Source organism: Dactylosporangium sp. NPDC049525 (assembly GCF_040676755.1).
Taxonomy (GTDB): Bacteria; Actinomycetota; Actinomycetes; order Mycobacteriales; family Micromonosporaceae; genus Dactylosporangium.
Window position 1 is genome coordinate 544450 of sequence record NZ_JBFAPO010000001.1, and the last position, 26052, is coordinate 570501.

Genomic DNA, 26052 nt, shown 5'->3' on the forward strand with positions numbered 1-26052 from the left:
CGCCAAAAGTCCGGCCGTTTCGCTTTGCTCTCAGGATGGCGCTGAGCGAACTTTATCCACAGGGGTTATCCACAGGCCCGCCGTTTCACGTGAAACCACGTGGTAGGGGGCTTGGGTGCCTGTGGACGAAGGTTCCGTTGGGTGCACTGTCCACAGGGTGCGGACACCGGCGCCGGGTTCGGCTAGGGTCGGGCACGTGCCCGAGACGCCATCGCAGCTGCCCTCGTTTACTTATTGGCCGACGTTCCCGTTCGAGGGTGACCTCCGGGTGAAGCGCCTGCTCGATCCCGTGCCGATCGAGCCGCCGAGGCACGGCGACAACCCGTCCGAGTGCCGGGCGTGCGGTGCGCCGGACGAGGCCTACATCTGGGTGAGCGACCGGTGGCGCGTCCGGAGCCTCGACCGGCCGACCGGGCTGCCGGCTGTGCTGATCCTCGAGTCGCGGTCACACCTGGACCTCGGCGACCTGCCGAACATGCTCGCTGCCGAGCTCGGTGTGATGACGGTGCGGCTCGAGCGGGCCATCCGCTCCCTCGACGGTGTCGCGCGGGTGCACGTGAACCGGTGGGGCGACGGCGCGGCGCACCTGCACCTGTGGTTCCTGGCTCGGCCGTATGGGCGACTGCAGTTGCAGGGCACGTTCCTCGCGCTGTGGGACGACATCCTGCCGCCGATCCCCGAGGACCAGTGGCGGGAGAACCTGGCGCTCGTCGCCGCGTGGCTCGCGGAGTTCGGCGGCCGACCGCTCGCCGAACCGCCGCGGATCAACTGGACCGCGCCGGCGAGGTTCCGCGACGAGGTCCGGACCGTCGACCCGGATGCCGCGCTCGGCGACGCGGGGATACACGTGGAACCACCGGAGCCGGCCGCGAGTGTTCCCGCCGCCGGCGGTGGTGGCGGCACGGACACGGCGACGGTTGTCGCGCCGCCCGCGGCCGACACCGCAGCGGCACCGGCCCAGAAGAACCCCGCCGCGCCGACGCTGACCAAGGACACCGCGACCGGCAATGCGACCGGCAACACGGCACCGGACGCACCGGACGCACCGTGACGCCGTCGCGGCACACGGTGCTGGTGAGGCGGCTGAGCAGGGCAGGCGACGCCGGGTGAGGAACTCTGCCCGGATGCCTCCCATGGCCGCGGATGGGTGCGTACCATCAGGACGGTTGACCGTACGTAAGCAGTGCGCGGAGATGGGCCAATGTCGCGACGTCTCGTAAGCCTGACGCTTGACACTCTCGAGGACTTGCCTCGGTCGTGCCGCGCCTGCGTTTTCTGGGAGCTTGATCCGGTCGCCGCCGACCGGGCCTGTGCCAACGGCGACCCGGGCCTCGAGAAGGAGGCCTGGGTGTCGCAGACCCTGCTTGAGTGGGGCTCCTGCGGCAAGCTGGTCTACGTCGACGGCATGCCGGCCGGGTTCGTGATGTTCGCTCCCCCGGCGTACGTGCCGCGGTCGATGGCGTTCCCCACGTCGCCGGTCTCCCCCGACGCGGTGCTGCTGATGACGGCGCACGTGGTGCAGCCGTTCGCCGACGGCGGGCTGGGGCGGATGCTCGTCCAGGGCGTCGCGCGGGACCTGACGAAGCGCGGCGTGAAGGCGATCGAGGCGTTCGGCGACGCGAAGTTCGGCGAGGTCGACGAGGCGGGCCGCAACGAGCAGGGCTGTCTCGCGCCGGCGGACTTCTTCACGGCGATCGGGTTCAAGACCGTCCGCCCGCATCCACGCTATCCCCGGCTGCGCCTCGAGCTGCGCACGGCACTGTCGTGGAAGTCGGACGTGGAGTACGCGTTGGAGAAGCTGCTCGGGTCGATGAGCCCGGAGTCGCTGCTGCGGCCGGTGCTGCCGGTGCGCCCGGCGACGCGGAGCATGCGTCCCTGAAGCCGCACGCAAAAGGGGCCCTGGAAAGGGCCCCTTTGCCGTAGGTAGCGGTCAGATCGAGTTCGAGTTGGTCAGCGCCCGCAGCAGGCTGACGTCGATCGAGCCGGTCGGCACGTCCGCCTCGACCGGCAGATACATCCGCTGGACCGCGGCCATCATGGCCTCGACGACCCGCTCACGGAACGCCGGGTCGATCAGCCGCTCCCGGTCCGTCGGCGACGTCAGGTAGCCCACGTCGACCCTGACCGCGGGCATCCGGCTGAGCCGCAGCAGCTCCCAGGTCTTCGCGTGCGTCTGGCAGTCGCGCAGCCCGGTGCGCACGACGATCTCGCGCTGGACGAGTTTCGCGAGCCGCTCGCCCACGATGGACGTCGGGCCGGAGACGGTGCCGTAGTGATACGTGGCGACGCCCTCGGCCTCCGGGTTGCGGTGGCCGTCGAGGTGGATCGAGATCAGCAGGTCGGCGCCGAGCTCGTTGGCCAGCTGAACCCGGTCACGGTCGCTGAGAGCCGCTGTGGGCTGCGGACCCCTGGTGAGGTTCACCCGCATGCCTGCGGCCGCCAGGCGGCCTTCCAGGCGGGCTGCGAGGTCATATACGAGGTCTGCCTCCGCCCACCGGAGCGGCCCGTCGGGCACGACGTTGCCGGAGTCGGGTCCGCCGTGGCCCGGGTCGATGACGATGCGCTTGCCCAGCAGCGTCGGACCCGACTCGCGGAACGTCTCGGCCTCGCGGAGCAGCTGCGGCCGGCCGCCGATGACCTTGCGGCCGAGACGGCGCAGCGCGCCGACCGTCGCCGGTCCGCACTCACCGTCCGGTCGCAGCCCGACCTCACGCTGGAACTGGGCGACGGCGTGCGCCGTGCGGCTGCCATAGATGCCGTCGGCGCGGCCAGGGTTGAAGCCCATCTCCAACAGGCGCTCCTGCAGCTGTCGGACGTCGTCGCCGATGTACGGGTCGCCGACGGTGTGGAACAACGCCCGCTGTCCGAGCCGCCAGCGTGCCGCGTCCAGCGACCGCCAGGTCTCGTCGCCCACCTCGCCGTCGACGGTCAGGCCGTGGTTCTGCTGGAACGCGCGGACCGCACGCTCCGTGTCGGCGTCGAACTCAGGGTCAGTGTCGGTATGCGGAGCGTCGACCAGCAGGTCCAGCACGACAAGAATGCTGCGGATCTCGGCAACTGCCGCTCCCCGCGCCCCGCGCCGGATTGCCCGCATGTGGTCCTCCTGAAAGTGCCTGCGAATGCACCGCAGCGTACCGCTCACGGCTGAGGGACGCGTCATCACGCGGCCTTTGTACAAAACGCGCCCCGCCTTGGCCGAAGGCGGGGCGCGTCAATGCTTGTGGCGGAGCTCAGGCTGGCTCGAGCGCCGACTCGATGAGGCGCACCAGCGCGCTCTTCGGGCTCGCGCCGACAACCGACCGGAACGGCTCGCCTTCCTTGAAGATGGTGAGCGTCGGGACGGAGAGCACCTGGTAGGCGCGGGCCGTCTCCGGGTTGCTGTCGATGTCGACCTTGACGATCTTCACCTTGTCGGCGAGGTCACCGACGGCAATCTCGTTCAGCATCGTCTCGATCTTCCGGCACGGCTGGCACCACTCAGCCCAGAAGTCCACCAAAACCGGAATTTCGGATTTGAGGACGTCAGCCTCGAAGGTCTTGTCGCTGACCGGCTGGATGGCTCCCATACGCACTCCCTCTACTACTCAAGCTCGTCTTGAACTACAGCGTCGCGATGTAGCGCTCGGCGTCCAGCGCTGCCGCGCAACCGGTGCCGGAGGCCGTGATCGCCTGCCGGTAGGTGTGATCGACCAGGTCGCCGGCGGCGAAGACGCCCTCGACGTTGGTGCGCGTGCTCGGCGCGGCCACCTTCACGTAGCCCGCGTCGTCCAGCTCGACCTGCCCGCGGAACAGCTCGCTGCGCGGGTCATGGCCGATCGCCACGAACACGCCGGCGATCTCGAGGTCGGCTTCCTCGCCGGTGTTGACGTCCTGCACCCGCAGGCCACCGACGCGGCCGCCCCGATCGAGCACCTCGGTCACCACGCTGTTCCACCGGACGTTGATCTTCTCGTTGGTGAGTGCCCGCTCCGCCATGATCTTGCTGGCGCGGAACGAGTCCCGCCGGTGCACGATCGTCACCGACTTGGCGAACCGGGTGAGGAACGTCGCCTCCTCCATCGCCGAGTCGCCGCCGCCGACGACCACGATGTCCTCATTGCGGAAGAAGAAGCCGTCACAGGTGGCACAGGACGACACGCCCCGTCCGAGCAGCTCCTGCTCCCCAGGGACGGAGAGCGGGCGCCAGGCGGAGCCGGTGGCCAGGATGACGGCGTGCGCGCTGTATTCGGTCTCGCCGACCCACACGCGCTTCACGGCGCCTTCCAGCGCGACCCGGGTCGCGTCGTCGGTGATGAACTCCGCCCCGAAGTGCTCGGCCTGCTTGCGCATGCTGTCCATGAGCTCGGGACCGAGGATGCCGTCGGGGAAGCCGGGGTAGTTCTCCACCTCGGTGGTCGTCATCAGCGCGCCGCCGGACGTGACACCCTCGATCACCAGCGGCTTGAGGTTGGCCCGGGCCGCATAGACGGCAGCCGTGTACCCGGCGGGGCCGGACCCCACGATGATCAGGTTGCGGACCTCGTCCACTGTCGACTCCTCGAGTTAAGCCTGTGCCAGCAAAACGTCATCCTACGAACCGATGATTCCCGTTGCGGGGTGACGCGTGTGCCACATCACCACTACGGTCAGGCAATGCCACGGTAGAGCTCGTCCGCGATCGCCGCGCCGATGCCGCAGTCCGGTCCGACCGCGATGACCAGCCGTTTGCCGGCGCCGAGTCGCGTGCCGTCGACGATGACGACCAGCGCCGGCTGTCCCTCGAAACGGGCGTAGTCGACCAGTGCCACCTGCCCACCGTATTCCCTGACCACCGCGTTGAGGCAGGCGGCCCTGGCCGCGGGGTCCTGCAGGCGGCGCAGCTCCTCGGGCACGGGGTTGGGCTTCGCGGATTTGCTCTGGTCGGCCGCGGCGCTGCCCTCGCCGGCCATCATGGCCGGCGGCGACCCCTTTGCCAGCTGCGCGACCGTGCCCGGCCCGTAGTCCTGCCCGGAGGCCACCAGTGCGGCATCGGTCCGCGCGGACGCCCTGGTGCCATCTGAACCCGCGGACGGTGCCAGCTGCGGGGCCGCCTCGCCGTTGCCGCCGTCGGCCGAGGAGGTGGCGGTGTCGCGGTTGCCGGTCTGCTCCCGCATGACGACGTTCACGCCGATCCCGCCGCAGATCAGCACGGCCGCCGCGGTGGCCAGGCCGACCGCCCACCGCTGCCGGCGGTGCCTGCGGGCCTCGCGGGCCCGGTCGAGATCCAGCACGGGAGCATTTGGCGGCGGTGCGACCACGGCCGCCTCCAGCGCGGCGTCCAGCCGGTGCGCCACGTCCGCCGGCATGGCCAGCCGCTCGGCGCCCAGGGCGGTCAGCTCGTCGCGGACGGCCACCTCGGCCGTCACCAGCGCGCCGTATGCCTCGGCCCAGCCGTCGTCGGTGCTGACCAGGCGGCGCACCTCGTCGGCCTCGGGCGTGCCGTCGAGCGCCCCGCCGACGAAATCGGCGAGCAGGTCGAAGTCGGCGTCGGAGAAAGTCGTCACGCGCCGCCCTCCTTCCTGGTCGCGGCGGCCCCAGTCGCTGCCTCAGCGCTGTTCGGTGATGGGACGCCGCCGTTGCCGACGGGGTTCCGCAGGTGGCCGAGCATCACAGCGAGGCGGGCGCGACCGCGCGCACACCTGCTCTTGATGGTGCCCTCCGCGACACCGAGGATCACCGCGGCCTCGGCCACCGAATACCCCTGGACGTCGACGAGCACGAGCGCGGAGCGCTGCTCGACGGCGAGTTGCTGCAGCGCCTGCTGCACGTCCATGGCCGTGTCGCGGTCGGTGACCGGCGCTGGTGTGATGTCGGTCTCGGGCAACGGCACGGTCGGCCTCGACTGCCGGCGCCGGATCCGGTCGAGGCACGCGTTGACCACGATGCGGTGCAGCCAGGTCGTGACCGCCGAGTCGCCCCGGAAGTTGCCGGCGGCGCGGAACGCCGACAGCAACGCGTCCTGGAGGGCGTCGGCGGCCTCTTCACGGTCGCCGAGCGTCCGCAGCGCGACCGCCCACAGCCGGTCCCGGTGCCGCCGGACGATCTCGGCGAACGCATAAGGGTCGCCCGCGGCGTGGGCATGCAGCAGGGCGGTGTCATCCGGCGTTTCACGCACGCCTGGCTCCGCCTCCACGGCTGGCACCCTATCGACCGCGAGCGACTTGTGGGGGCTACTGGACTCGAACGGTTATCTCCGCGATGGAAACCCGGTAGCGGCCGCTGCTGCTTTCCTTCGGCAACTTCGTGATCCACACGAGCAGATAGCGGGTCGGCTCGGCCGGGCCCGCATACAGGTTGTTGGGGCCCATGCCGTCCTTGGCAGTGCCCTCGATCAGCTTGTATTGATCGACGGTCTGCTGGTCCTGCGCCTGGCCGCTGCCGAGATCGGCCGTGCCGGAGCGCAGCTCACCGCTGGCGCCGGGGGTGGCCAGGTCAACCTGCACAGAGACGATCTGCTTGGGCTCGCCGAGGTCGATCCAGACACCCATGCCGTCCTTGAGGCCACCGAAGTTGGCCTTGTTGGAATAGCGGTCGGTGCTCCACGCGGTCGCCTGGTTGCCGTCGACCGTCTTCGCGGCGTCATCGGCGTTGTCCTGCTGGCCCTTCGGGCTCACGATCCGGACCTTCGACCCGTCGATCTTGAGCACCGTCGGCTGTCCGGCCGGCTTGGCCTGCTGCGGCGCGCCGCTGCTGGTCGCCGACGGCGTGGTCTCGCCTGGCACGGTCGGGTCACCGAGCACCTTCGCGGCGGCGAGGGTGCCCGCCAGCGCCAGCACGAGCAGACCGACCACACCGACGGCCAGCTTCCGCCCGGCGGGCCGCGGCGGCGCGGTGGACTGCGAGGCGGAGTCGAACGCCTCGAAGTCGAGCGCGTTGTCCCCGCCGGAGCCGGCATCGGCGAGGTCGCCGTCCTCGAACTGCCCGAACGACGCGAGCTCGCCGGCGAGGGATTCCGCCGACGGCAACGGCAGGTCGGGGTTGAGCAGGTCGGTGACGAGCGAGTCGAGATGCGTCGGCACGCCGGCGCGGACCTGCCGCGGCGCGGCGAGCGCGCCGGAGCTGTCCCGCACGCCGTCCGGCACCGAATAGGTGCCGGCCTCACGGTGCGGCCAGTAGCCCGTCAGCGCGCAATAGAGCACGGCACCGATCGAGCGGATGTCGGTCTCGGGGGTGGCCAGGTCGTCGGCCCGGGCGTCGGTCAGCACGACCCGCCCGTCGTGCGCGACGAGCACGGTGCCGGGGTGCACGTTGCCGTGCGCCATCCCGGTGCCGTGCAGCGACGCCACGGCGTCCGTGACCGCCCAGGCGATCGCCACCGAGCGGCCGGCATCCAGCGGGCCCGACGCCACGATGTCGCGCAGCGCGATCCCGTCGACCCATTCCCGGACCACATAGGCCCGGTGACCCTCGTCGATCGCGTCATAGACACCGACCAGGTGCGGGTGGACGATCCGGCTGGCGGCCACGGCCGCGCCCAGCATCTCCTTGGCGCTTTCCCCACCGGGATAGCGCAGGACGACCGCCACCGGCCGCCGCAGGATCACGTCGATCCCGCGATACAGCTGGCGACCCAATGAGTCGTTGCCGATGTGCTCTTCGAGCTGGTATCGCTCGGCAAGGATTTCACCGACGGATGGGGTGCCGAAGGTCAGGACCTGCGGAATTCCCCCCGAGGTCTCCAGCCCTTCGTCGAGCTCAGCCACCCGTCCTCCCTTCCGATCCGTGTGCTCACCTGAAGCGTTCGTTGTAACGCGAGTCGCAGTCACTAAGCCTAAGCGCTCCGGCGGGGCGTCGAGGTTGACCTTACCGGTCAGCTCTACGGGTTCCGACACGTCATCTTCTCCGGACCACCCGGCCCGATGCCAATTGATCACCCATGCCAGGACATAGCGGTCATATACCTTTCACCCACATTTCATCGGCTTGACCGGCCCCCGGACGGCCGTCCGTCAGGGGCGAACCGGCCTCCAGGACACCACTCTCGGCCGTCCGGTCGTCGATCCGTCTCGCGGGCGCGTGCGCGCGGGAATATGCGGTCTGGGTCATCGGCCGAGCCTGCCCTTGATCAGACCGGCGAACTGGCGAACCTCCGGCACGCGCAGCACCATCGCCACGACCGCGTAGGCCACCAGAAGGACCGTGCCTCCTGTGACGAGTTGCACCACGCCGAGGAGCTTGCCCGGGTCGAGCACCTTCCCGAAGCCCCACGAGACGGCGAATGCCAGCACGCCGCCGACCGCGGCCGCCCCCGCGAGTCGCGCGAGGGTGTCGGCGATCTTCGAGAGGCCGAGCCGACCCAGTCGCACCCGCAGGAGCCAATAGCCCATCACCAGCGCCGCCACGAACGACAGCGCCGTGCCGACCATCAGCGAGGCGGTGACGGCCGCGATCGGCAGGATGAAGTAGAAGGCGACGTCCAGCAGCAGCCGGACCGCCACTCCGCCGATGTTGACCAGCGCGGGCGTGCGGGTGTCGCGCATCGCATAGAACACGCTGGTCTGCATCTGGCTCAGCGCGAACGGCAGCAGACCCAGCCCCGCCGCGCTCACCACCCAGCCGGTCGCCAGGGCCGTGTCGTAGTCGTATTGCCCCCAGTCGAACAGCGTCACCGCGAGCGGCTGGCCCAGCACCACATAGATCGCGGCGGCCGGGATCAGAATCACCGAGGCCAGCCGGGTGCCCTGGGACAGCTGGTCGGTCACGTCGCCGAAGCGACCGTCGGCCGCGGCGGAGGAGATCCGCGGCATCAGGGCGGTGATCACGGACACCGCGACGATGCCGTGGGCCATCATGAAGATCAGGAAGGCGTTGTTGAAGACGGCCGGGCCGTCGCCGCCACGCAGGGCGTTGTTCTTCGCCAGCACCATCACGACCGTGATGCCGATCTGATTGACCCCGACATAGAGCAGCATCCAGGAGCCGAGCTTGCCGAGCTCCCGGAGGTTGAGCTTGCCGAAGTCGAACCGCCACTTCCAGCGGAAGCCGATCTTGCGCATCGCCGGCCAGAGCCCCAGCGACTGGATCACGATGCCGAGCGTGGTGCCGATGCCCAGCACCAGCACCTGGGCGAGGGTGATCGACGCCGGGTCCAGGACCTTGGGGCCGGGCAGCAACATGAACACGCCGGCAGTGGCGATGATCACGAAATTGTTGAGGATCGGGGTCCACATCGGCGCGGCGAAGTGGCCCCGCACGTTGAGGATCGCCGCGAAGATGCCGGCCAACCCGTAGAAGAAGATCTCGGGCAGCAGCAGATAGGCCAGCAACGTGATCAGGTCGCGGTCGGTCGCCGTGACCTTGTCGTTGCCGAGCGTGTAGATCGCGGTCAGCAGCGGCGCGGCCAGCACCACCAGCAGCGTCGCCGCGCCGAGCGCGACCACCGCCAGGGTCAGCAGACGCTGCGCATATGCCTCGCCGCGGTCGGGCTCCTCCTTGCGGGCCCGCACCAGCGTCGGGATCAGCACACTGGCGAGCACGCCGCCGAGGAGCAGCTCATAGATCTGGTTGGGCAGGTTGTTGGCGAGCGTGTAGTCGTCGCCGACGGCGAAACCACCGATCGCGGCGGCGATCGCCGCCGCCCGCAGGAAGCCGGTGGCCCGGCTCACCAGGCTCAGGATCGCCATCGTGCTGCTGTTGCGCACGACCGTGCCGGTGCTCTCGTCGTCGCCGAGCCCCGGCGGGGGCGCCGTCTCCTCGACGATCGGCGCGTCGGCCACGATCTGGGGCCTGGGCGTCACGAGCGGCAGGTGCACCGTCGGCGCGTTGGCAGGGTCGGCCAGGCGGGGATCTGCCAGGCGGGGGTCTACCAGGCGAGGATCGGTCAGGCGCGGGTCGAGCGGCTGGGTCGGCAGCTCTCCGAGCGGATCGGGCGCCCGGTGGGTGCCCTCACCGACCGGACGCAGCACCGCGGTCGGCTCGTTGCTCCAGCGCCCGTCGTCTGCCGGGTCCATCCGCCACACCCCAACTCGGCCGTGCTTCCGCTCGCAGCACAGACCATAGTGGCACCCCCTGACACTTCCCCCGCCCCACCGTTGTGCCGACAAATCGCGCGACCTGACGCCGACACGGCAACTACCCTCGGTGTCCGCTCCTTGCTCACCGCTCATGCCCTCGCGATAGGCTCACCGACCGATGTCCGAAACCACACGCGCCCTCACCGACGCCCAGCGCCGTGCCGTGCACGAGCTGATGCGCGTCTCCCCCGTCGCCGACGAGCTCGGCCGCCGGTTCGCAGCGGCCGGGCACGAGCTGCACCTCGTCGGCGGCTCGGTGCGCGACGCGCTGCTCGGGCGCCTCGGCGACGACCTGGACTTCACCACCGACGCACTGCCCGAGCAGACGCTGCGGATCATCGACGGTTGGGCCGAGGCGGTGTGGACGACCGGTCAGGAGTTCGGCACGATCGGCCTCGCCCGTCGGGGGCTGCGCATCGAGGTCACCACGTTCCGCGCCGACGCCTATGACCGGGTGAGCCGTAACCCGATCGTGCGGTATGGCGACAACCTCGTCGACGACCTGCGCCGCCGCGACTTCGCGGTCAACGCGATGGCGGTGTCCGTGCCGGGGCACGAGTTCACCGATCCGTATGGCGGGCTCACCGACCTCGCCGACCGGGTCCTGCGCACGCCTGGCGCGCCCGAGGACTCCTTCGCCGACGACCCGCTGCGCATGTTGCGGGCCGCCCGCTTCGCCGCACAGCTGCAGTTCGACGTCGCGCCGGAGGTCCGGGCCGCGATGGTCGCCATGGCCGCGGACCTCGCACGGATCACCGCGGAGCGGATCCGCGACGAGTTCGTCAAGCTCATGTGCGGCGCCGACCCGATCACCGGGCTGCGGCTGCTGGTGGACACGGGCCTGGCGGAGACGTTCCTGCCCGAGGTGACCGGCCTGAAGCTGGAGATCGACGAGCACGCCCAGCACAAGGACGTCTATGAGCACACGCTGATCGTGGTCCGCAACGCCATCGGCCACGAGGCCGACGGGCCGGACTTCACGCTGCGCATGGCCGCCCTGATGCATGACGTCGGCAAGCCGGCGACCAAGGCGGTCGGCCCGGACGGCGGGGTCAGCTTCCACCACCACGAGGTCGTCGGCGCGCGGCTGACCAAGCAGCGGATGAAGGCGCTCAAGTTCCCCAAGGACGTGATCTCCGACGTCTCCGAGCTGGTCATGCTGCACCTGCGCTTCTACGGGTACGGCCGGGGCGAGTGGACCGACTCGGCCGTGCGCCGCTACGTCACCGACGCCGGGCCGCTGCTGACGCGCCTGCACAGCCTCACCCGCTCCGACGTGACGACCCGCAACCGGCGCAAGGCGGCGCAGCTCGCGGCCGACTACGACGCGCTGGAGGCCCGCATCGAGCGGATCGCCGCCGAGGAGGACCTGGCCCGCGTCCGGCCCGACCTCGACGGCAACGCGATCATGGAACTGCTCGGGGTGCCGCCGGGCCCCGTCGTGGGCCGGGCCTGGCGGCACCTCAAGGAGCTGCGGCTGGAGCGCGGCCCGCTCGACCGGGACGAGGCCGAGGCCGAGCTGCTGCGCTGGGCTGCCGCCGAGGGCCTCACGAAACCCTGATCTCCGTGATCTGCACGGCCAGCGTCGGCGGACCGTCGGCACCCCCGGTGGTGGTGCCGGCGGCGGCGATCCGGTCCAGCAGGTCCAGTCCGCTGGTCACCTGCCCGAACACCGAGTAGTCCGGCGGGATGTCGCTGTCCTTGTAGACGATGAAGAACTGCGAGCCGTTGGTACTCGGCCCGGCGTTGGCCATCGCGAGCGTCCCCCGCGGGTAGGGCGGCAGCGTGGTCGGCAGGTTCTCCTCGCCGAACTGGTAGCCCGGCGTCCCAGTCCCGGTCCCGCCCGGGTCGCCGCACTGCAGCACCCACAGGCCCTCGGTGGTCAGCCGGTGGCAGGGCGTGTCGCTGTAGAAGTCGTCCCGGGCCAGGTGCACGAACGAGTTGACGGTGCAGGGTGCCCTGTCCGCGTAGAGCTGGATGCCGATCGCCCCGAGACTGGTCTCCAGGGTCGCGGTCGGCTTTCCCGTAACCGTCGCGCGCGGCGCGGGTGTCGCCACCAGGCGCGGATCGCCGCCGCCGCGGTCGGCCGGCGAGTACGCGCACGGCACGCCCGTCCCCGCCGGGGGCATCCCGCCGCCGGTCGGGCCGGCCGCCGGGCCGCGACTGGTGCCGGCGTCGGTGCCCGGCGGTGCCTGGGGTGCGGTCTCGGCCGTCGACGCCGCCACCGAGACCACCGGACCCGCCGCGGTGTCGACCGGGTCGTTGCTGCCCCGCAGGTAAAGCAGGACGGTGCCGGCGCCGCTGAGGATCAGCAGCGCGGCGATCCCGCCGGCGACGGGAAGGACCCACCGCTTCCGACGCTGGACCGGCACCGCGCCGAAGGGCACGCCGCCACCGACCGGCCCGGCCGCGGCAGAAAAGCCAGAGCCAGAGCCAGAGCCAGCGCCAGAGCCAGCGCCGGGGCCGGGGCCGGGAGCGGGGCCACGACCGGGACCTGAGGGCACGTCGGCAGCGGAGTCCGACTCGTCATGGCCGGCAGCGAACGCCGATTCACCCGGCGGATGGAAGTCCGGCACGTCCCCCGCGGGCGTGGCGGGCCGCAGCCAGGCGGGCAGGGTCGGATCCGGCGCCGACGGTGGCAGCGGCTCGGCCAGCTCCGGCGGCCGCGGCGCTCCGGGCCGCGGCGGCTCGAAGTCCGGCGCGTCGGCACGGGCCGAGTGCCGGTAGCCCCCGTCGCCGTACTCGAAGTCGGCGTAGGCATCCGTCTCCGAGGCCGGCGGTTCGTACGCGCGGGATGGCAAGGAAGGTCGCGCCGGTGGCCCCGACTCCAGCTCGAATCTGCGCCGGGCGCGGTCGGTGGAATCGGGATCCGGTGACGAAGCAGACAAAGGCGGTGGAGGTGATGACATTATGTGATCATACGATTACATACAGCTCAAAGTGGTAGTGCTGCGGCCAACGCCTTAGCCCGTTCCGCCCACGAGTGCTGCTCGGCAAATGCCTGCCGGGCCGCCACCTGAACCGGATCCTGGGATTCGGCGGCGGCGTCACGTACCGCGGCCACCATCGCCTTCGGAGTGCTCGCGATCCGCACGAGCGGGGAGTCGAGCCAGTGCACCGCGGGCAGGTCGGTGCTCACCGGCGGCTTGCCGGCGGCGAGGTATTCCAGCGTCTTGAGCGGGAACGACGCGCGGTTGAAGGGCGTGTCGCGATACGGCGTGACCCCCACGTCGATGTGCCGCAGATATGACGGCAGCGCCTCGAACGGCTGCCGGCCGACCCAGACCACGTTGGGCCGCTCGGTCAGCGCCGGGAACCGGTCCGGCTCCCAGCGGGCGTCGTGCGGCCCGACCAGCAGCAGCGACACGCCGTCGTCGGCCAGGGCGGCGAGCAGCTCGAAGTCGGTCCGGTCGGAGAACTGGCCGATCACCCCCGCGACCGGCCCGGCCAGCGGCTTGGGCAGCTCGGCCGGCTCGCCCGGGATGCGGTACGCCGACGTCTGTACCCCGTTCGGGATCAGCACGACCCGCTTTGCGCCCAGCCCGGTCCAGCGCTCCGCCAGTACCGTGGAGACCGCCACCACCAGGTCGGCGTTGTCGAGCTGGCGGCGCTCGTCCTCGGCGACCCGCGCCGCGTCGTGCCCCATCAGCTCCGCACCCGCGACGTAGTCGTCGGTGCCGTACAGCACCTTGGACACCCCCGGTCCCCAGCTGCGCAGCACGTCGACGAGGTTGCACGCGACCACCGCGACCGGCCGGCGGTCGAGCTTGCGCAGCGCCCAACGGCTCTGCGAGCGGATCAGGGCGGCGGTGCTGACCTTGATGTACGGGCGGGTGTGCAGCGGCAGCACCCGTGGGGTCAGCCGGGTCACACCGTCGGACACCTGACGTATCTGCGGGGCGACGCCCAGGCGGGAGGCGCCGTAGCGGTAGCGGTCCGGGGTTGCCGCAGAGATCGGCGGATCGACCCAGAGGATGTCAGCATGAGGGGTGAGCGCGGCGGAGAGCAGCCGGTCAGAACCGGTCACCCCGTCCCACGACGTTCCGGCGAAGACGACGACCAGCGGCTGAGGCACGCCCACATTCTCCTGGAGGGACCGTGAGCGGTTCAACGCTGTCGGAACTCTGACCACCGCTGCGTCGTGCATGTGGCGATTCGGTCGGTTCTACACGTAGACGGGGTCAGCTACCGTCGCTACACGATCCCCCCTTCGGCCGCACCAAAGCACCTGGGCTGGCCACCCCTGAACCCTGGAGGCAGACATGCAGCCGTGTCCTACCTGCGGCGGCATGGGTATTGATATGAACGGCTACTGCACGCAGTGCCGCACCTATCGAGGCGTCCCGCAGGCGCCGCAACCGCCGGTCAGCGGAACGCCCTACAGTGGCGACCCGTACAGCGGCGGGCCCTATGCCGGCTACCAAAGCTCTGGACCCTCGTTCCCCGATCAGCAGGTCAGTGGCCCCGGCTACCCCGGTCAGACCAGCGGTCCCGGTTACCCGGGCCAGACCAGCGGCCCGGGCTACCCCGGGCCGGTCAGCGGGCCGCCGGCGTTCCCGCCGACCACCTACGGCGGGCAGTACGGTGCGACACCGACCCCGCCGCGCAAGAACAAGTTCATGATGCCGCTGATCGCGCTGTCCGGCGTGGTCGTGGTGCTCGTGATCGCGATCGTCGCGGTTGTCGCCCTGCGCAAGGACGACACGAAGAACGTCGCCGACCCGAGCCGGACCACCGGCGCCTCCACCGGTGCGAGCGCCAAGACGGAGTCGAAGATCGACAAGTGCCTCGTCGGCACCTGGCAGACCTCGACCTACACCGAGACCGCCGCGATGGATGGCGTCGAGGGTGGCGTGTCGATCAGCCTGACCAAGAACGGCTCGACGCTGAAGTTCACGCCCGAGGGCACGCTCACCGAGACGTACCAGGACAGCGTGTTCAGCGGCAGCCCGACCATCCAGGGTCAGAAGGTGCCGATCACGATCACCGTGAACGCGACCGTGAACTCGGACATCCAGACGGCCAGCGGCAGCATCGTCTACTCCAACGTCAAGGCGAGCGGCAACACGCTGACCACGGCGCCGTCGATCGGCTACAGCCAGACCGACGCGTTCGAGGCGGACGACAACCCGGCGAAGTACACCTGCAACGGTGACAGCCTGACCTTCAGCACCACCCAGATCCAGGCCACCGCGAAGCGCACGTCTAGCGGCTGACCAGCGCCGCAGGAGTCCCGTCGGGTTGCGCGATGTCGTCGCCGACCCGGCGGGCCCACCGGCCGCCCAGCACCCCATAGGCGGCCGCGGCCAGCACGTAGCCCAGCGCGACGACGCTCAGCACCGCCGCCGACCGGCCCGTGTAGGGCAGGGTGAGCGCGCCGATGTACATGCCGGCGACCAGCATGATGTTGAACGCGGTGTCGTTGATGCTGAACACCCGCCCCCGGAACTCGTCCGCGCACTCGTGCTGCAGCGACGTGTCCGTGACGATCTTGATCGCCTGCGCCGCCAGGCTGGTCGCGAAGACCGCCCCGAGCAGCAGCACCGGGTCGAAGGGCAGGCCGAAGCCGAGGATCGCCGCGCCGGTGGCCACCAGCACCGCCGTCACCCAGCGCCAGCCCCCGATCCGGCGGGCGATCGGCGGCGTCACGAAGGACGCCAGCAGCATGCCGACGCCTCCCGCGGCAAAAGCGTTGGCGATGGTACCGAAGGAGTCGCTGACCTCGTCACCGGTGTTGAACACGGTGCGGAACAGCAGGAGACAGGCCAGTAGCACGACGCCGTAGAGCAGCCGGAACACGGACTGCACCAGCACCAGATAGGCGGCGCCGCGCTTCGCCCCGAGGTGGCGCACCCCGGCGACCGTGCCGCGGTTGACGTCGCCGACCGCCTGCCGGATCGAGCCCTTGGTCTGCTGCGCGGCGTCGGGGCCGAGCTCGTCGGCGGTGAACGAGGACCGGCCGAGCAGCGCGGAGGCCAGGTAGAAGCCGGCGGCCATCGCGGCGACCAGGGCATAGCCGTGGAACGAGGTGGCCAGCACCGTCTTGATCAACGCCGCACCGGTGCCGATGCCGACGGAGAAGCTCAGCGAGCCCAGCGTCGCCGAGAAGGAGTTGGCGGTCACCAGCATGTGGTCGTCGACCACGTGCGGGGTCGCCGCGGACAGCCCGGCCAGGAAGAACCGGTTCAACCCGGTCACCACCAGCGCCAGCAGGAACGGCACCGGCGACTCGTGGCCCTGCCAGATGTACAGCGCGATCGGCAGCACCAGGACCGTGCGCAGCAGGTTGGCCCGGGAGATGATCGTGCGCCGCCGCCACCGGTCGAGGAACACCCCGACATAGGGGCCGATCAGTGAATACGGCAACAACAGCACGGCGAAACCGGCCGCGATCGCCATCCCGCCGGCCCGCTGCTCCGGGTTGAACAGCACCGTGCCGGCCAGCGCGCCCTGGAAGAGACCGTCGCCGATCTGCGCCACCATCCGCACGCCGAGCAGCCGGCGGAAGCCACGTTGCCGCAGCACGGCCCGCACGAAATGGGACTGCGGATGGGCGCCTGCGGTGACGGTGGACACGGCAAAAGCCTACGGCTCGTTCAGGCAGGTGCACCCGCCAAAGCTCGGCGAAGACCCGTGACACGATCTCCGCCGAGCGTTCAGCGACCCGTCAGGACTTCGGTGGCTCGACCGCCGCCCGGCCGTTGACCGGCTCGTCGACGGCCATGCCGCTGAGCCTGCCGAGGAGTTTCGCCAGGTCGATACCGGTCAGGTCGTTGCTGAGCTGCAGCCCCTGGGCGACGTTGCCGGCGACCGACTTGGTCAGCGACGACGCGCCGTCGGTGGAGATGACGGTCATCTTGTCGATGTTGGCCATCGGCTCGCTCGCCGCCCGGACCACGTCGGGCATCACCCGCACGAGCAGGTCCAGGATCGCGGCCTCGCCGTAGGTGGCGAACGCGTCGGCCTTGAGCTTCATCGCCTCGGCCTCGGCCTGGCCACGGGCCAGGATCGCCGACGCCTCGGCGACACCCTCACGCTCCAGCGCCTCGGCGATCGCGACCCGGCGCCGCTGCTCCGCCTCGCCCTCCTTGGCGCCCTCGATCGCGTTGGCCTCGGCCAGCGCGGCCCGCCGCGACCGCTCACCCTCACCGGTGAGGCGGGCCTGCTCGGCCGCGCCCTGTGCGGCGGCGATGACCGCCTGCCGCTGCGCGTCGGCCCGGAAGATCGCGGCGTTCTTCGCCGCCTCGGCCTCCTGCTCGACCCGATACCGCTCGGCGTCGGCCGGCTTGCGCACCTCGGTGTCCAGCTGGCGTTGCTTGAGCTCGGCGTTGCGCTCGGCCACCTTCTGCTGCTCGGCCAGGATGATCTGCTCGCGCTCGGCCTGCGCGAGCGGGCCGGCCGCGGCCGACCGGGCCTTCGCGGCGTCGATCTCGGCCTGGATGCCGGCCTGCTTGAGCGACAGGTTCCGGTTCGCCTCGGCGATGGCCTCCTCCGCCTTGAGCCGCTCCGACTCGGCGGCCTGGCGGGCGTGCGCCTCGGCGATCGCGGCGTCGCGGAGCACCCGGGCGGCCTCCGGACGGCCGAGGTCCTGCAGGTAGGACCCCTCGGCGAAGATGTCCTGCAGCTGGAACGTGTCGAGCACGAGCCCCTGGTTGGTCAGCGAGTGCTCGGCCTCCTCGGCCACCGCGCTGGCGAACGCGGTCCGGTCGCGGATGATCTCCTCGATGGTCAGCCGGCCGACGATCGAGCGCAGCGCACCGGCGAGGACCTCGCTGGTGAACAGGTCGATGCCCTGCTGCTGGTTGAGGAACCGCTGGGCGGCCGCCCGGATCGCGTCCTCGGTGCCGCCGACCTTGACGATCGCGACGCCCTGCAGGTTGGCGCGGATGCCCTGTTTGCTGACCGCGCCGGTGATCTCGACGTGGATGCGGCGGCTGGACAGGTCCAGGACCTGCAGCTTCTGCACGATTGGCACCACGAACACCGAGGCGCCCATGACGACCTTCTGGCCCGACAGGTCGGTCGAGCGGGACCCGTCCAGGCCCTGCACCGACTTGCCCTTGCGGCCGGTGATGATGAATGCCTCGTTGGAGCCGGCGACCTTGATCCGCGACACGACGAACAGCATCAGGAAGAGGATCAGCAGGACCGCGCCACCGATTGCGATGAGCAGGACCGTATCCATATGTCCGTCCCTTCTATAAAGGGGTTTCTTCGACGATCACGCTGGTGGAGCTGGTCGCCTCCACCACGAGGACGCGCGTGCCGAGCGCGATCGGGTGATCGGCACGCGCGTTGAGCTTCACCGGCTGCCCGCCGAGGGAGATCCGCACCTCGCCGAAACCGTTCACGGTGATCGGGGTGACCACGACGCCCGTGGTGCCGATCATGTCCCGCTGCGTCGGTGTGGCGTCGGTACGCATGTTCATCGCCATCCGAGCGAGCCGCGTCGCCAGCCAGGCAGTGGGCAGCGCCGCGGCGAACCCGCCGAGGACCGCGACGGTCGTGCCCCCCGGCACGCCGAGCGCTGAGACGATCGCGGCGCCGAAGCCGAACGCGCCGATGAACCCGGCAACCGCCGGCAGGGAGAACACACCGCCGGCGTCCGGGTGGTCGACGTCAAAATGGAAGAGGTCGCCGAGCAACAGCGACACGGCCAGCACGAGAATCCCGAGCCCACCGATGACCAGAAACAGCACATCCAACGCCGGCCCCCTCCCCCCGCCCCAGCTGGCACCTGGAGGGTATCGATGCGACGCAAATCTGACACTCGCGTTTTCGGGCACAATTGGTGGTGTGCGTTGGGCGGAAATGCAAGCGCCGATCGATGCGGTCGGAATCGCGGTGGATGACGCCGGTGTGTGCGCGGTCCGCTTCGGCGGCGCGGCGGGTCCCCTGGTCAGCGGTGACCCGGTGCTCGAGCGGGCCGTCGAGGAGCTGACCGGCTACTTCTCCGGCGAGTCGGCGCCGTTCACGGTGCCGTTGTCCGTGCCGGGCGGCTCGCAGTTCGAGCGGTCCGTCTGGCGGGCGTTGTGGGCCATCCCGTATGCGGAGATGCGCACGTACGGTCAGATCGCCGCCGCGGTCGGCGAGCCGGACGGCGCCCGCGCGGTCGGGGTCGCCTGCAACCGCAACCCGCTGCCGATCATCGTGCCCTGCCACCGGGTGGTCGGCGCCGACGGCAAGATGGTCGGCTTCGGCGGCGGCATCTGGCGCAAGAAGGTGCTGCTCGAGCTGGAGGCCAAGGTCCGCATCGAGCGCGAGTTCGGCCTGTTCTGAGTTGGTTCGGCCTGTTCCGAGTTGCAACAGGCTGTTCTGAGTTGCAGACGGCGAACGCCCCCTCCGGAGGAAGGGGCGTTCGCCGTTGCGCGTCAGGTATAAGGAACGAGCTCAGCGCTCGATCTCACCCTTGATGAACTGTTCGATCGACTCGTGGGCGTCGTGGTCGTTGTACTGCACCGGCGGCGACTTCATGAAGTAGCTCGACGCGGACAGGATCGGGCCACCGATACCCCGGTCCTTGGCGATCTTGGCGGCGCGCAGCGCGTCGATGATGACGCCGGCGGAGTTGGGGGAGTCCCAGACCTCGAGCTTCAGCTCCGCGTTGAGCGGGGTGTCGCCGAAGGACTTGCCCTCGAGCCGGATGTAGGCCCACTTGCGGTCGTCGAGCCACGGCACGTGGTCCGACGGGCCGATGTGAACGTCGGACTTCACCATCTCGTGCGGGATCTGCGAGGTCACCGACTGGGTCTTCGAGATCTTCTTCGAGACCAGGCGGGTGCGCTCCAGCATGTTCATGAAGTCCATGTTGCCGCCGAAGTTCAGCTGGTAGGTGCGCAGCAGCTCGACGCCCCGGTCCTCGAACAGCTTGGCGAGGGCGCGGTGGACGATCGTGGCGCCGACCTGGCTCTTGATGTCGTCACCGACGATCGGCAGCCCGGCGTCGGTGAACTTCTGCGCCCACTCCGGGTTGGAGGCGATGAACACCGGCAGCGCGTTGACGAAGGCGCAGCCCGCGTCGATCGCAGCCTGTGCGTAGAACTTGGCGGCCTGCTCGGAGCCGACCGGCAGGTAGCAGACGAGAACGTCGACCTGCGCGTCGCGCAGCGCCGCGGTCACGTCGACCGGCTGCTCGTCGGACTCGTCGATCATCTCGCGGTAGTACTGGCCCAGGCCGTCGAAGGTCGGTCCGCGCTGGACGGTCACGCCGGTGGGCGGCACGTCGCAGAACTGGATGGTGTTGTTCTCGCTGGCGCCGATCGCGGCGGCGAGATCCTGACCGACCTTCTTGGCGTCGACGTCGAACGCGGCGACGAACTGCACGTCACCGACGTGGTAGTCGCCGAACTTGACGTGCATGAGACCCGGTACCCGGTCATTCGGGTCGGCGGTGCGGTAATACTCCACGCCCTGAATCAGGGACGAGGCGCAGTTGCCGACACCGACGATGGCAACGCGGACGGAGCCCATCGCGGATGCCTCCTTCTTGTTGTTCACGATGACCGCTCCGGATCTGCCGAAGGCGGTTGAGGGGTGGTGCCATTGCGTTCGTTCGCAATGAGTTCTTCGAGCCAGCGGACCTCGCGCTCGCACGCGTCCAGGCCGTGGCGTTGCAGCTCCAGGGTGTAGGCGTCGAGCCGCTCCGCGGCCCGGCTCAGCACGTCGCGCATGCCCTCGCGGCGCTCTTCGACCCGGCGGCGGCGGCCCTCGAGGATCCGCAACCTGGTTGCCGGGTCGGTGCGCGCGAAGAACGCGAAGTGGACCCCGAAGCCGGCCTCGCTGTCATAGGTCTCGGGGCCGGCCGCGGTGAGCAGCTCCTGGAAGCGCTCCTTGCCTTCCGCGGTGATCGTGTAGACCACGCGGCCGCGCTTACCGGTTAACAACGGGACCTCGTCGGGTGACGTCGGCATGCCCGCCGGCGGCGCACCCTCGGAGATCCAGCCATCCGTCTGGAGCCGACGCAGTGTGGGGTAAAGGGAGCCGTAGCTGATCGCGGCCCGGAACGCGCCCAGCTTGGTGGTGAGCTGCTTGCGGAGCTCATAGCCATGCATCGGGGATTCGTGGAGGAGACCCAGGATCGCCAGTTCGAGCATTCCCAGCCTCCCTCCGTTAACCCGGCCGATGTATCGGTCCGATACATCGCAACGGTAGGCCCATGACCGAACGGATGCAACGTCGCTGACCAAGTGGCCTGGGCCACAGCGCTGATCGTCTATCCGACGGTTACCGATCGTGACCGATGTCGCCGAGCGGCGCGTGACCGCGTACCCTCGGGCGCATGCGTACCCAGCGTCAGGTGGTCGACTTCTCCTTGCGGAGACGCGCCCTGCTGCGTGAGGTGCATTCCGGGCGCGTCGGCACCTATGAGGTGTGCGACGCGTCGCCATACCTGAAGAGCGCAGCGAAATTCCACGGCGAGCCGACGGACGAGCTGTGCCCGGTGTGCCGCCGGGAGAACCTCACCCATGTGCACTACATCTATGGGGATGAGCTGCGGCAGTCGTCCGGTCAGGCCCGCCGCCTGACCGAGCTGCCACTCCTGGCGATGACGCTGAGTGAGTTTCACGTCTACGTGGTGGAGGTCTGCCGCGACTGCGGCTGGAATCATCTCGTGGAGCAGTATCTGCTGGGGCGGGACGGCCTTGCGGCCGGATCGGACGATGGAGCCGCCAGTCGGTCATCGACGCGGGTCCGAGGAGGGGCGGCCGAGTGAACCTGGCCCGCAATCGCGGCGGGCCGATTTGCATCGATGCCCTCACGGACGGTGAACACCGCCCGTGCGGCCAGTGGCCTCACGGCCGCTTGACCGCGAAGACCGCAGACTTGAGACCTGACAGACGAGTGCCTCAGCTCACAGACATGGTGGCGACGGAGCATGCGACAACGACGCAACCGGCAAGGTGGGACGAATGAACTACGGTGACCCGACCAACTCCCCCTCGGGCCGGGCGCAGGTTCCTGGATCCTTTCCGGGACCAGACGGTGACGACCCCTTCGGTGGCCCCCCGCTGCCGCCCCCGCCTCCGCTGCCACCTCCGCCGCCGAGCGCGAGCGCTGGTTCCGCGGGCCGGGCGACGGTCGGCCGCGCGAGCGTAGGCCGCCCCGGCGGCGACGAGCCGCGCACCGGGCGTGCCTCCGTGCCAGGCGCGTCCGGATCGGCGTCGGTCCCGGGCGCGTCGGGCTCGGCGTCCGTGCTGGGCTCCGCGTCCGTCTCCGGCTCCGCCTCCGTGTCGGGCTCGGCGTCGGTGCCCGGCAGCGGATCCCCCGCCGGCCGGGCGACGGTCGGCCGGGCCACGGTCGGCCGCGCGTCCGTCTCGATGCCGTCGGGTGCCGAAGGCTTCGGCGACGGGCCGGGCGGCCCCGGTGGCCCGGGCGGTCCAGGCGGCCCCGGCGGTCCCGGTGACAGCGGCCAGGGCAAGGGCAAGGGCAGCAGTAGCGCGAGGGCCAAGCGCCGGCGGCGCCGCAACATCGTCATCGCCTCGATCGCCGCGTTCATCATGATCGCCGGCATCGGCATGGTCAGCGGCACGTATTACTTCGACCAGGTCGCCCTGCCGGAGAACCTGGCCATGGAGCAGTCGACCACGATCTACTACGCCGACGGCGTCACGCCGATGGGTCGCATCGGGGACAAGAACCGCACGGTCATCCCGTTCGACCAGATCCCGCCTGACGTGCAGCACGCCGTCGTCGCGGCCGAGGACAACACCTTCTACACCAACGACGGCGTCGACTACAAAGGCGTCGTCCGCGCGGCGTGGAACAACGTCACCGGCGGCGACCGGCAGGGCGCCTCGACGATCAGCCAGCAGTATGCCCGTAAGTGGGCCGAGCTCGAAGGCGTCACCTACGCCCGGAAGCTGCGCGAGGCCGTCATCGCGCTGAAGCTCAATCAGTCCTACACCAAAGACCAGATCATGACGATGTACCTGAACATCGTCTACTTCGGCCGCGGCGCTTACGGCATCCAGGCCGCCTCCATCGCGTACTTCAACAAGCCCGCGAAGGACCTGTCGATGGCGGAGGGCATGGTCCTCGCCGGCATCATCAAGAGCCCCGACAGCACCGGCGGCAAGGGCAGCCCGTTCGACCCGAACGTCGACAAGCAGCAGGCCATGGACCGCTTCAACTACATCAAGAGCCAGATGATCTCGTTGAAGTTCGTGAAGGCCGAAGAGGCCGAGACGAAGATGGCCTACCCGGCGAAGGTCATCACGCCGGCCGAGTCCAGGGCCAACGCGATCAAGACCCAGGGCAGCATGGACAAGCCCGAGGGCCTGATCGTGCACCACGTGCTCGACGAGGTCGCCGCGCTGACCGACCCGAAGACCGGTGCCCTGCTCTACGAGGGCGTCGACGCCGACGGCAGCAAGAACTTCGACAAGATCGCCAACGGCGGTCTGAAGATCGTCACCACGATCGACCAGAAGCTCCAGCAGGCCGCGGTCCAGGAGGCGAGCCGCAACCCCGAGTCGCGGATCAACAAGTATCCGGGCAACCTGCAGGCCGCCCTGGTGTCGGTCGAGCCGGGCACCGGCGCGGTCAAGGCCTACTACGGCGGCGACAGCGGCAACGGCGGCGACTTCGCCGGCTACTACAACGACCCGGTGCTGAGCAATGGCGAGGACAGCTGCTGCGGCGGCCACCCACCGGGTTCGACGATGAAGGTCTACACGCTGGCGACCGGTCTGATCAACGGTTACACGATCGACTCGTACTGGAACGGCGACTCGCCGCAGCAGTTCCCGGCCAGCGGCCGAACGGCGAAGAACCCGGTCAAGAATGCCGGTGAGGGCAACGTCTCCTCGCCGAAGTGCAAGTCGGGCGACGGCAAGTGGTGCACCTTGGAAGAGGTCACCGTCATGTCGCTCAACGTGCCGTTCTTCGCGCTCGCCGAGAAGGTCGGCCCGGCCAAGGTGATCGATACCGCTCGTGCGGCCGGCATCACCGACATGTGGGCCAACGTCGAAGGCAAGTCCAAGAAGATCGACCTCGTGGCCAACAAGGGCACCGACGTGTTCCCGAGGTACTTCAACACCGAGGTTGCCTTCGGTCAGTACCCGATCACGGTCCTGGAGCACGCCGGCGGCATCGCCACCTTCGCCGCCCGCGGCGTCGCGGCGAAGACGCACTTCCTGAAGGAAATCTGGGAAGGCGGCAAGAAGACCTACGGCGAGGTGATCAACCCGAAGCGCATCCCGGGCTTCACCGACCAGATGGCCGACGACCTCAACACCGTCCTGCAGGGCGTGCCGAAGCACTACGGCCTGAAGCTCAAGGACGGCCGCCAGATCGCCGGCAAGACCGGCACCTGGCAGCTCGGCCAGACCACCTCCAACGCGCACGCGTGGTTCGTCGGCTACACCGCCTACGACCCGGGCAAGAAGTCGCCGGGCCTGGCGACCGCGGTGTGGGTCGGTAACAAGGCCGAGGAGCAGAAGATCGTCGACAGCAAAGGCAATGGCATCATCGGCGGTAACCTGCCCGGCCCGATCTGGCAGGACTTCATGGACAAGGCCGAGGCCATCATGAAGCAGCCGAAGATCAACTTCCCGGGACCGAAGAACGTCGGCAACCTGGAGGTCGGCACCGGTATCTCGCCGCAGCCGAGCATGCCGGTCGACCCGAACATCCCGAGCGGTGGCCCCGGCAACCCGGGCCCCGGCAACAGCCAGAGCCCGGGCCCCGGCGGCAACGGCGGTGGCATCATCCCGACCGTCGGGCCGACCCGAAGGCGCTGAGCGGGGTAGGGCCGAAGATGTGCGGCCACGGTAACGGCGGTATGTTCGCCGGGACCGTGGCCGCTGTCGTTGGGGGTTTGCGTTGGAAGCGGGCAGGCTGAAGGCCGTCCGGTGGGGGTTGCTCGCGCTGTTCGTGGCGCTGGTGGCCTATGCGCACTGGTGGTATGGCATCCGGCACCACTTCTACGACCTCACGATCTACCGGCAGGCCGTCAACTGGTGGCTCGACGGGCACGACCTCTACACGTTCACCAAGCCCGACGACACGCAGGGCGCGCTCGGCTTCACGTATCCGCCGTTCGGCGCGATGGTGCTGGTCCCGTTCGCGCTGCTGAGCAAGAACGCGGCCGTGACCGTCTACGCCGTCATCGCCCTCGCCGGCCTGCTCATCACCAGCTACTGGCTGGTCGCCCCGGTGGCTCGCCGGCACGGCTGGTCGCTGCCGTTCATGCTGGTCCTGTCGACCGTCGTCTTCAGCACCCTTGAGCCGATCCGTGAAACGTTCAGCTTCGGCCAGATCAATGTGCTGCTGATCCTGCTCATCCTGGCCGACCTGCTGATCCTGCTGCCGCGGGAGAGCCGTTGGGCGGGCGTGCTGATCGGCCTGGCCGCCGCGATCAAGCTGACCCCGGCGATCTTCATCGTGTATCTGCTGGTCAGCCGGCGATACCGGGCCGGCATCACGGCCGTCGTGAGTGCCGCGGTCGCGACGCTGCTCGCCGCCGCGATCGCACCGCGCGCGTCGTGGGACTTCTGGAGCGACACCCTGTGGAAGGGCGACGGGATCGGCAACAAGGCCTACATCCCCAACCAGTCGCTGCGCGGCCTGCTCGCCCGCTATGACGCGCCGGGCTGGCTGTGGGTGCTGCTGGTGCTGGCCGTGGTCGCCGCCGGGCTGTGGCGGGCCCGCCGGGCCGCGCTCGCCGGCGACGACCTCGTCGGGCTCACCATCGCCGGCTTCGTCGGCTGCCTGGCCAGCCCGATCACCTGGATCCACCACCTGTACTGGTTCGTGCCGGCGCTGGTCGTCCTCGTCGACGCGGGCCGGCGATGGCTGGCGGTATTGATCGCTGTCACCGTCGGTGTAGGCATGGTGTCGCTGTACGACCAGGGCCTGCCCGTCGACCCGTGGGGCGAGGGCATCCTCGGCTTCTTCATCGAGAACTGGTACGTGCTGCTCGCCGTGGTGCTGCTGTTCGCACTGCCGATCCGGCGCATCGGCGAGCAAACCACGTCGGGTGGTGCACCCGCCTCGGAGGTCGCGACGGTACGGTGATGCG

22 protein-coding genes are annotated in these 26052 nt (G+C 69.8%); 8 read left to right on the plus strand and 14 right to left on the minus strand.

Annotated elements, in window-relative coordinates; all coding sequences use genetic code 11:
* Positions 1-217: 217 nt before the first annotated feature.
* Both AB0K00_RS02440 and AB0K00_RS02445 read left to right on the plus strand, forming a co-directional pair.
* Positions 218-1051: a hypothetical protein gene (locus AB0K00_RS02440; protein ID WP_363515028.1), complete on the plus strand. Its 834-nt coding sequence runs from the start codon at positions 218-220 to the stop codon at positions 1049-1051.
* 150 nt (positions 1052-1201) lie between these two features.
* Positions 1202-1879: a GNAT family N-acetyltransferase gene (locus tag AB0K00_RS02445; protein ID WP_363513979.1), complete on the plus strand. Its 678-nt coding sequence runs from the start codon at positions 1202-1204 to the stop codon at positions 1877-1879.
* Between the two features lie 51 nt (positions 1880-1930).
* Here AB0K00_RS02445 and AB0K00_RS02450 read toward each other — a convergent pair whose 3' ends face one another.
* From AB0K00_RS02450 to murJ, 7 genes are all read right to left on the minus strand, one after another.
* Complete coding sequence (locus tag AB0K00_RS02450; protein WP_363513982.1) at positions 1931-3094, minus strand: N-acetylmuramoyl-L-alanine amidase; 1164 nt, start codon at positions 3092-3094, stop codon at positions 1931-1933.
* 136 nt (positions 3095-3230) lie between these two features.
* Positions 3231-3566 (minus strand): thioredoxin, encoded by a 336-nt coding sequence (gene trxA / locus AB0K00_RS02455; protein ID WP_363513985.1) that lies wholly within the window; start codon positions 3564-3566, stop codon positions 3231-3233.
* A gap of 34 nt (positions 3567-3600) precedes the next feature.
* Positions 3601-4527 carry a thioredoxin-disulfide reductase gene (trxB, locus tag AB0K00_RS02460; RefSeq protein WP_363513988.1) on the minus strand — a complete coding sequence of 309 codons (927 nt, stop codon included), beginning with the start codon at positions 4525-4527 and terminating at the stop codon, positions 3601-3603.
* A gap of 98 nt (positions 4528-4625) precedes the next feature.
* Entirely contained in the window at positions 4626-5522 is an 897-nt protein-coding gene (locus AB0K00_RS02465; protein ID WP_363513991.1) for a hypothetical protein, read from the minus strand.
* Entirely contained in the window at positions 5519-6151 is a 633-nt protein-coding gene (gene sigM / locus AB0K00_RS02470; protein ID WP_363513994.1) for an RNA polymerase sigma factor SigM, read from the minus strand. The genes AB0K00_RS02465 and sigM overlap by 4 nt, the downstream gene beginning before the upstream one ends.
* Before the next feature lie 37 nt (positions 6152-6188).
* Positions 6189-7721, minus strand: coding sequence for a protein kinase family protein (locus AB0K00_RS02475; RefSeq protein ID WP_363515031.1), 1533 nt, complete (start codon positions 7719-7721; stop codon positions 6189-6191).
* Between the two features lie 339 nt (positions 7722-8060).
* Positions 8061-9968 (minus strand): murein biosynthesis integral membrane protein MurJ, encoded by a 1908-nt coding sequence (gene murJ / locus AB0K00_RS02480; RefSeq protein ID WP_363513997.1) that lies wholly within the window; start codon positions 9966-9968, stop codon positions 8061-8063.
* A 181-nt stretch (positions 9969-10149) separates the two neighbouring features.
* Here murJ and AB0K00_RS02485 point away from each other — a divergent pair, with 181 nt between their 5' ends.
* Positions 10150-11592 (plus strand): CCA tRNA nucleotidyltransferase, encoded by a 1443-nt coding sequence (locus AB0K00_RS02485; protein ID WP_363513999.1) that lies wholly within the window; start codon positions 10150-10152, stop codon positions 11590-11592.
* Here AB0K00_RS02485 and AB0K00_RS02490 read toward each other — a convergent pair.
* Together AB0K00_RS02490 and AB0K00_RS02495 are read right to left on the minus strand one after the other, a co-directional pair.
* Entirely contained in the window at positions 11579-12418 is an 840-nt protein-coding gene (locus AB0K00_RS02490) for a peptidylprolyl isomerase (protein ID WP_363514002.1), read from the minus strand. The genes AB0K00_RS02485 and AB0K00_RS02490 overlap by 14 nt on opposite strands.
* 548 nt (positions 12419-12966) lie before the next feature.
* Positions 12967-14106: a glycosyltransferase gene (locus AB0K00_RS02495; RefSeq protein WP_363514005.1), complete on the minus strand. Its 1140-nt coding sequence runs from the start codon at positions 14104-14106 to the stop codon at positions 12967-12969.
* Positions 14107-14320: 214 nt separating this feature from the next.
* Between AB0K00_RS02495 and AB0K00_RS02500 the strand changes: the two genes are divergently transcribed.
* A complete protein-coding gene (locus AB0K00_RS02500; protein ID WP_363514008.1) occupies positions 14321-15247 on the plus strand; it encodes a hypothetical protein in 927 nt (308 codons plus the stop codon).
* Here the strand turns inward: AB0K00_RS02500 and AB0K00_RS02505 are convergent.
* The 3 genes from AB0K00_RS02505 to AB0K00_RS02515 all read right to left on the minus strand — a co-directional run bounded on the left by AB0K00_RS02505 (position 15237) and on the right by AB0K00_RS02515 (position 18736).
* Positions 15237-16607: an MFS transporter gene (locus AB0K00_RS02505; RefSeq protein ID WP_363514011.1), complete on the minus strand. Its 1371-nt coding sequence runs from the start codon at positions 16605-16607 to the stop codon at positions 15237-15239. The genes AB0K00_RS02500 and AB0K00_RS02505 overlap by 11 nt on opposite strands.
* 91 nt (positions 16608-16698) lie before the next feature.
* Positions 16699-18216, minus strand: a complete 1518-nt coding sequence (locus AB0K00_RS02510) for an SPFH domain-containing protein (RefSeq protein WP_363514014.1) — start codon at positions 18214-18216, stop codon at positions 16699-16701.
* Positions 18217-18229: 13 nt separating this feature from the next.
* On the minus strand, positions 18230-18736 hold the full coding sequence (locus tag AB0K00_RS02515; RefSeq protein ID WP_363514017.1) for an NfeD family protein: 507 nt from the start codon (positions 18734-18736) through the stop codon (positions 18230-18232).
* A 139-nt stretch (positions 18737-18875) separates the two neighbouring features.
* On the opposite strand from AB0K00_RS02515, the gene AB0K00_RS02520 reads away from it, so the two are divergent.
* Positions 18876-19310, plus strand: coding sequence for a methylated-DNA--[protein]-cysteine S-methyltransferase (locus AB0K00_RS02520; RefSeq protein ID WP_363514020.1), 435 nt, complete (start codon positions 18876-18878; stop codon positions 19308-19310).
* A gap of 111 nt (positions 19311-19421) precedes the next feature.
* Here the strand turns inward: AB0K00_RS02520 and AB0K00_RS02525 are convergent, their stop codons facing one another.
* Together AB0K00_RS02525 and AB0K00_RS02530 are read right to left on the minus strand one after the other, a co-directional pair.
* Positions 19422-20501: an inositol-3-phosphate synthase gene (locus tag AB0K00_RS02525; RefSeq protein ID WP_363515034.1), complete on the minus strand. Its 1080-nt coding sequence runs from the start codon at positions 20499-20501 to the stop codon at positions 19422-19424.
* 23 nt (positions 20502-20524) lie between these two features.
* Positions 20525-21124 (minus strand): PadR family transcriptional regulator, encoded by a 600-nt coding sequence (locus AB0K00_RS02530; protein ID WP_363514023.1) that lies wholly within the window; start codon positions 21122-21124, stop codon positions 20525-20527.
* A 185-nt stretch (positions 21125-21309) separates the two neighbouring features.
* Here AB0K00_RS02530 and AB0K00_RS02535 point away from each other — a divergent pair, with 185 nt between their 5' ends.
* The 3 genes from AB0K00_RS02535 (at position 21310) to AB0K00_RS02545 (ending at position 26048) form a co-directional block, all read left to right on the plus strand.
* Complete coding sequence (locus AB0K00_RS02535; protein ID WP_363514026.1) at positions 21310-21744, plus strand: DUF5318 domain-containing protein; 435 nt, start codon at positions 21310-21312, stop codon at positions 21742-21744.
* Between the two features lie 424 nt (positions 21745-22168).
* Positions 22169-24772, plus strand: coding sequence for a transglycosylase domain-containing protein (locus AB0K00_RS02540; RefSeq protein WP_363514029.1), 2604 nt, complete (start codon positions 22169-22171; stop codon positions 24770-24772).
* A gap of 82 nt (positions 24773-24854) precedes the next feature.
* A complete protein-coding gene (locus tag AB0K00_RS02545; RefSeq protein ID WP_363514032.1) occupies positions 24855-26048 on the plus strand; it encodes a glycosyltransferase 87 family protein in 1194 nt (397 codons plus the stop codon).
* Positions 26049-26052 lie beyond the last annotated feature (4 nt).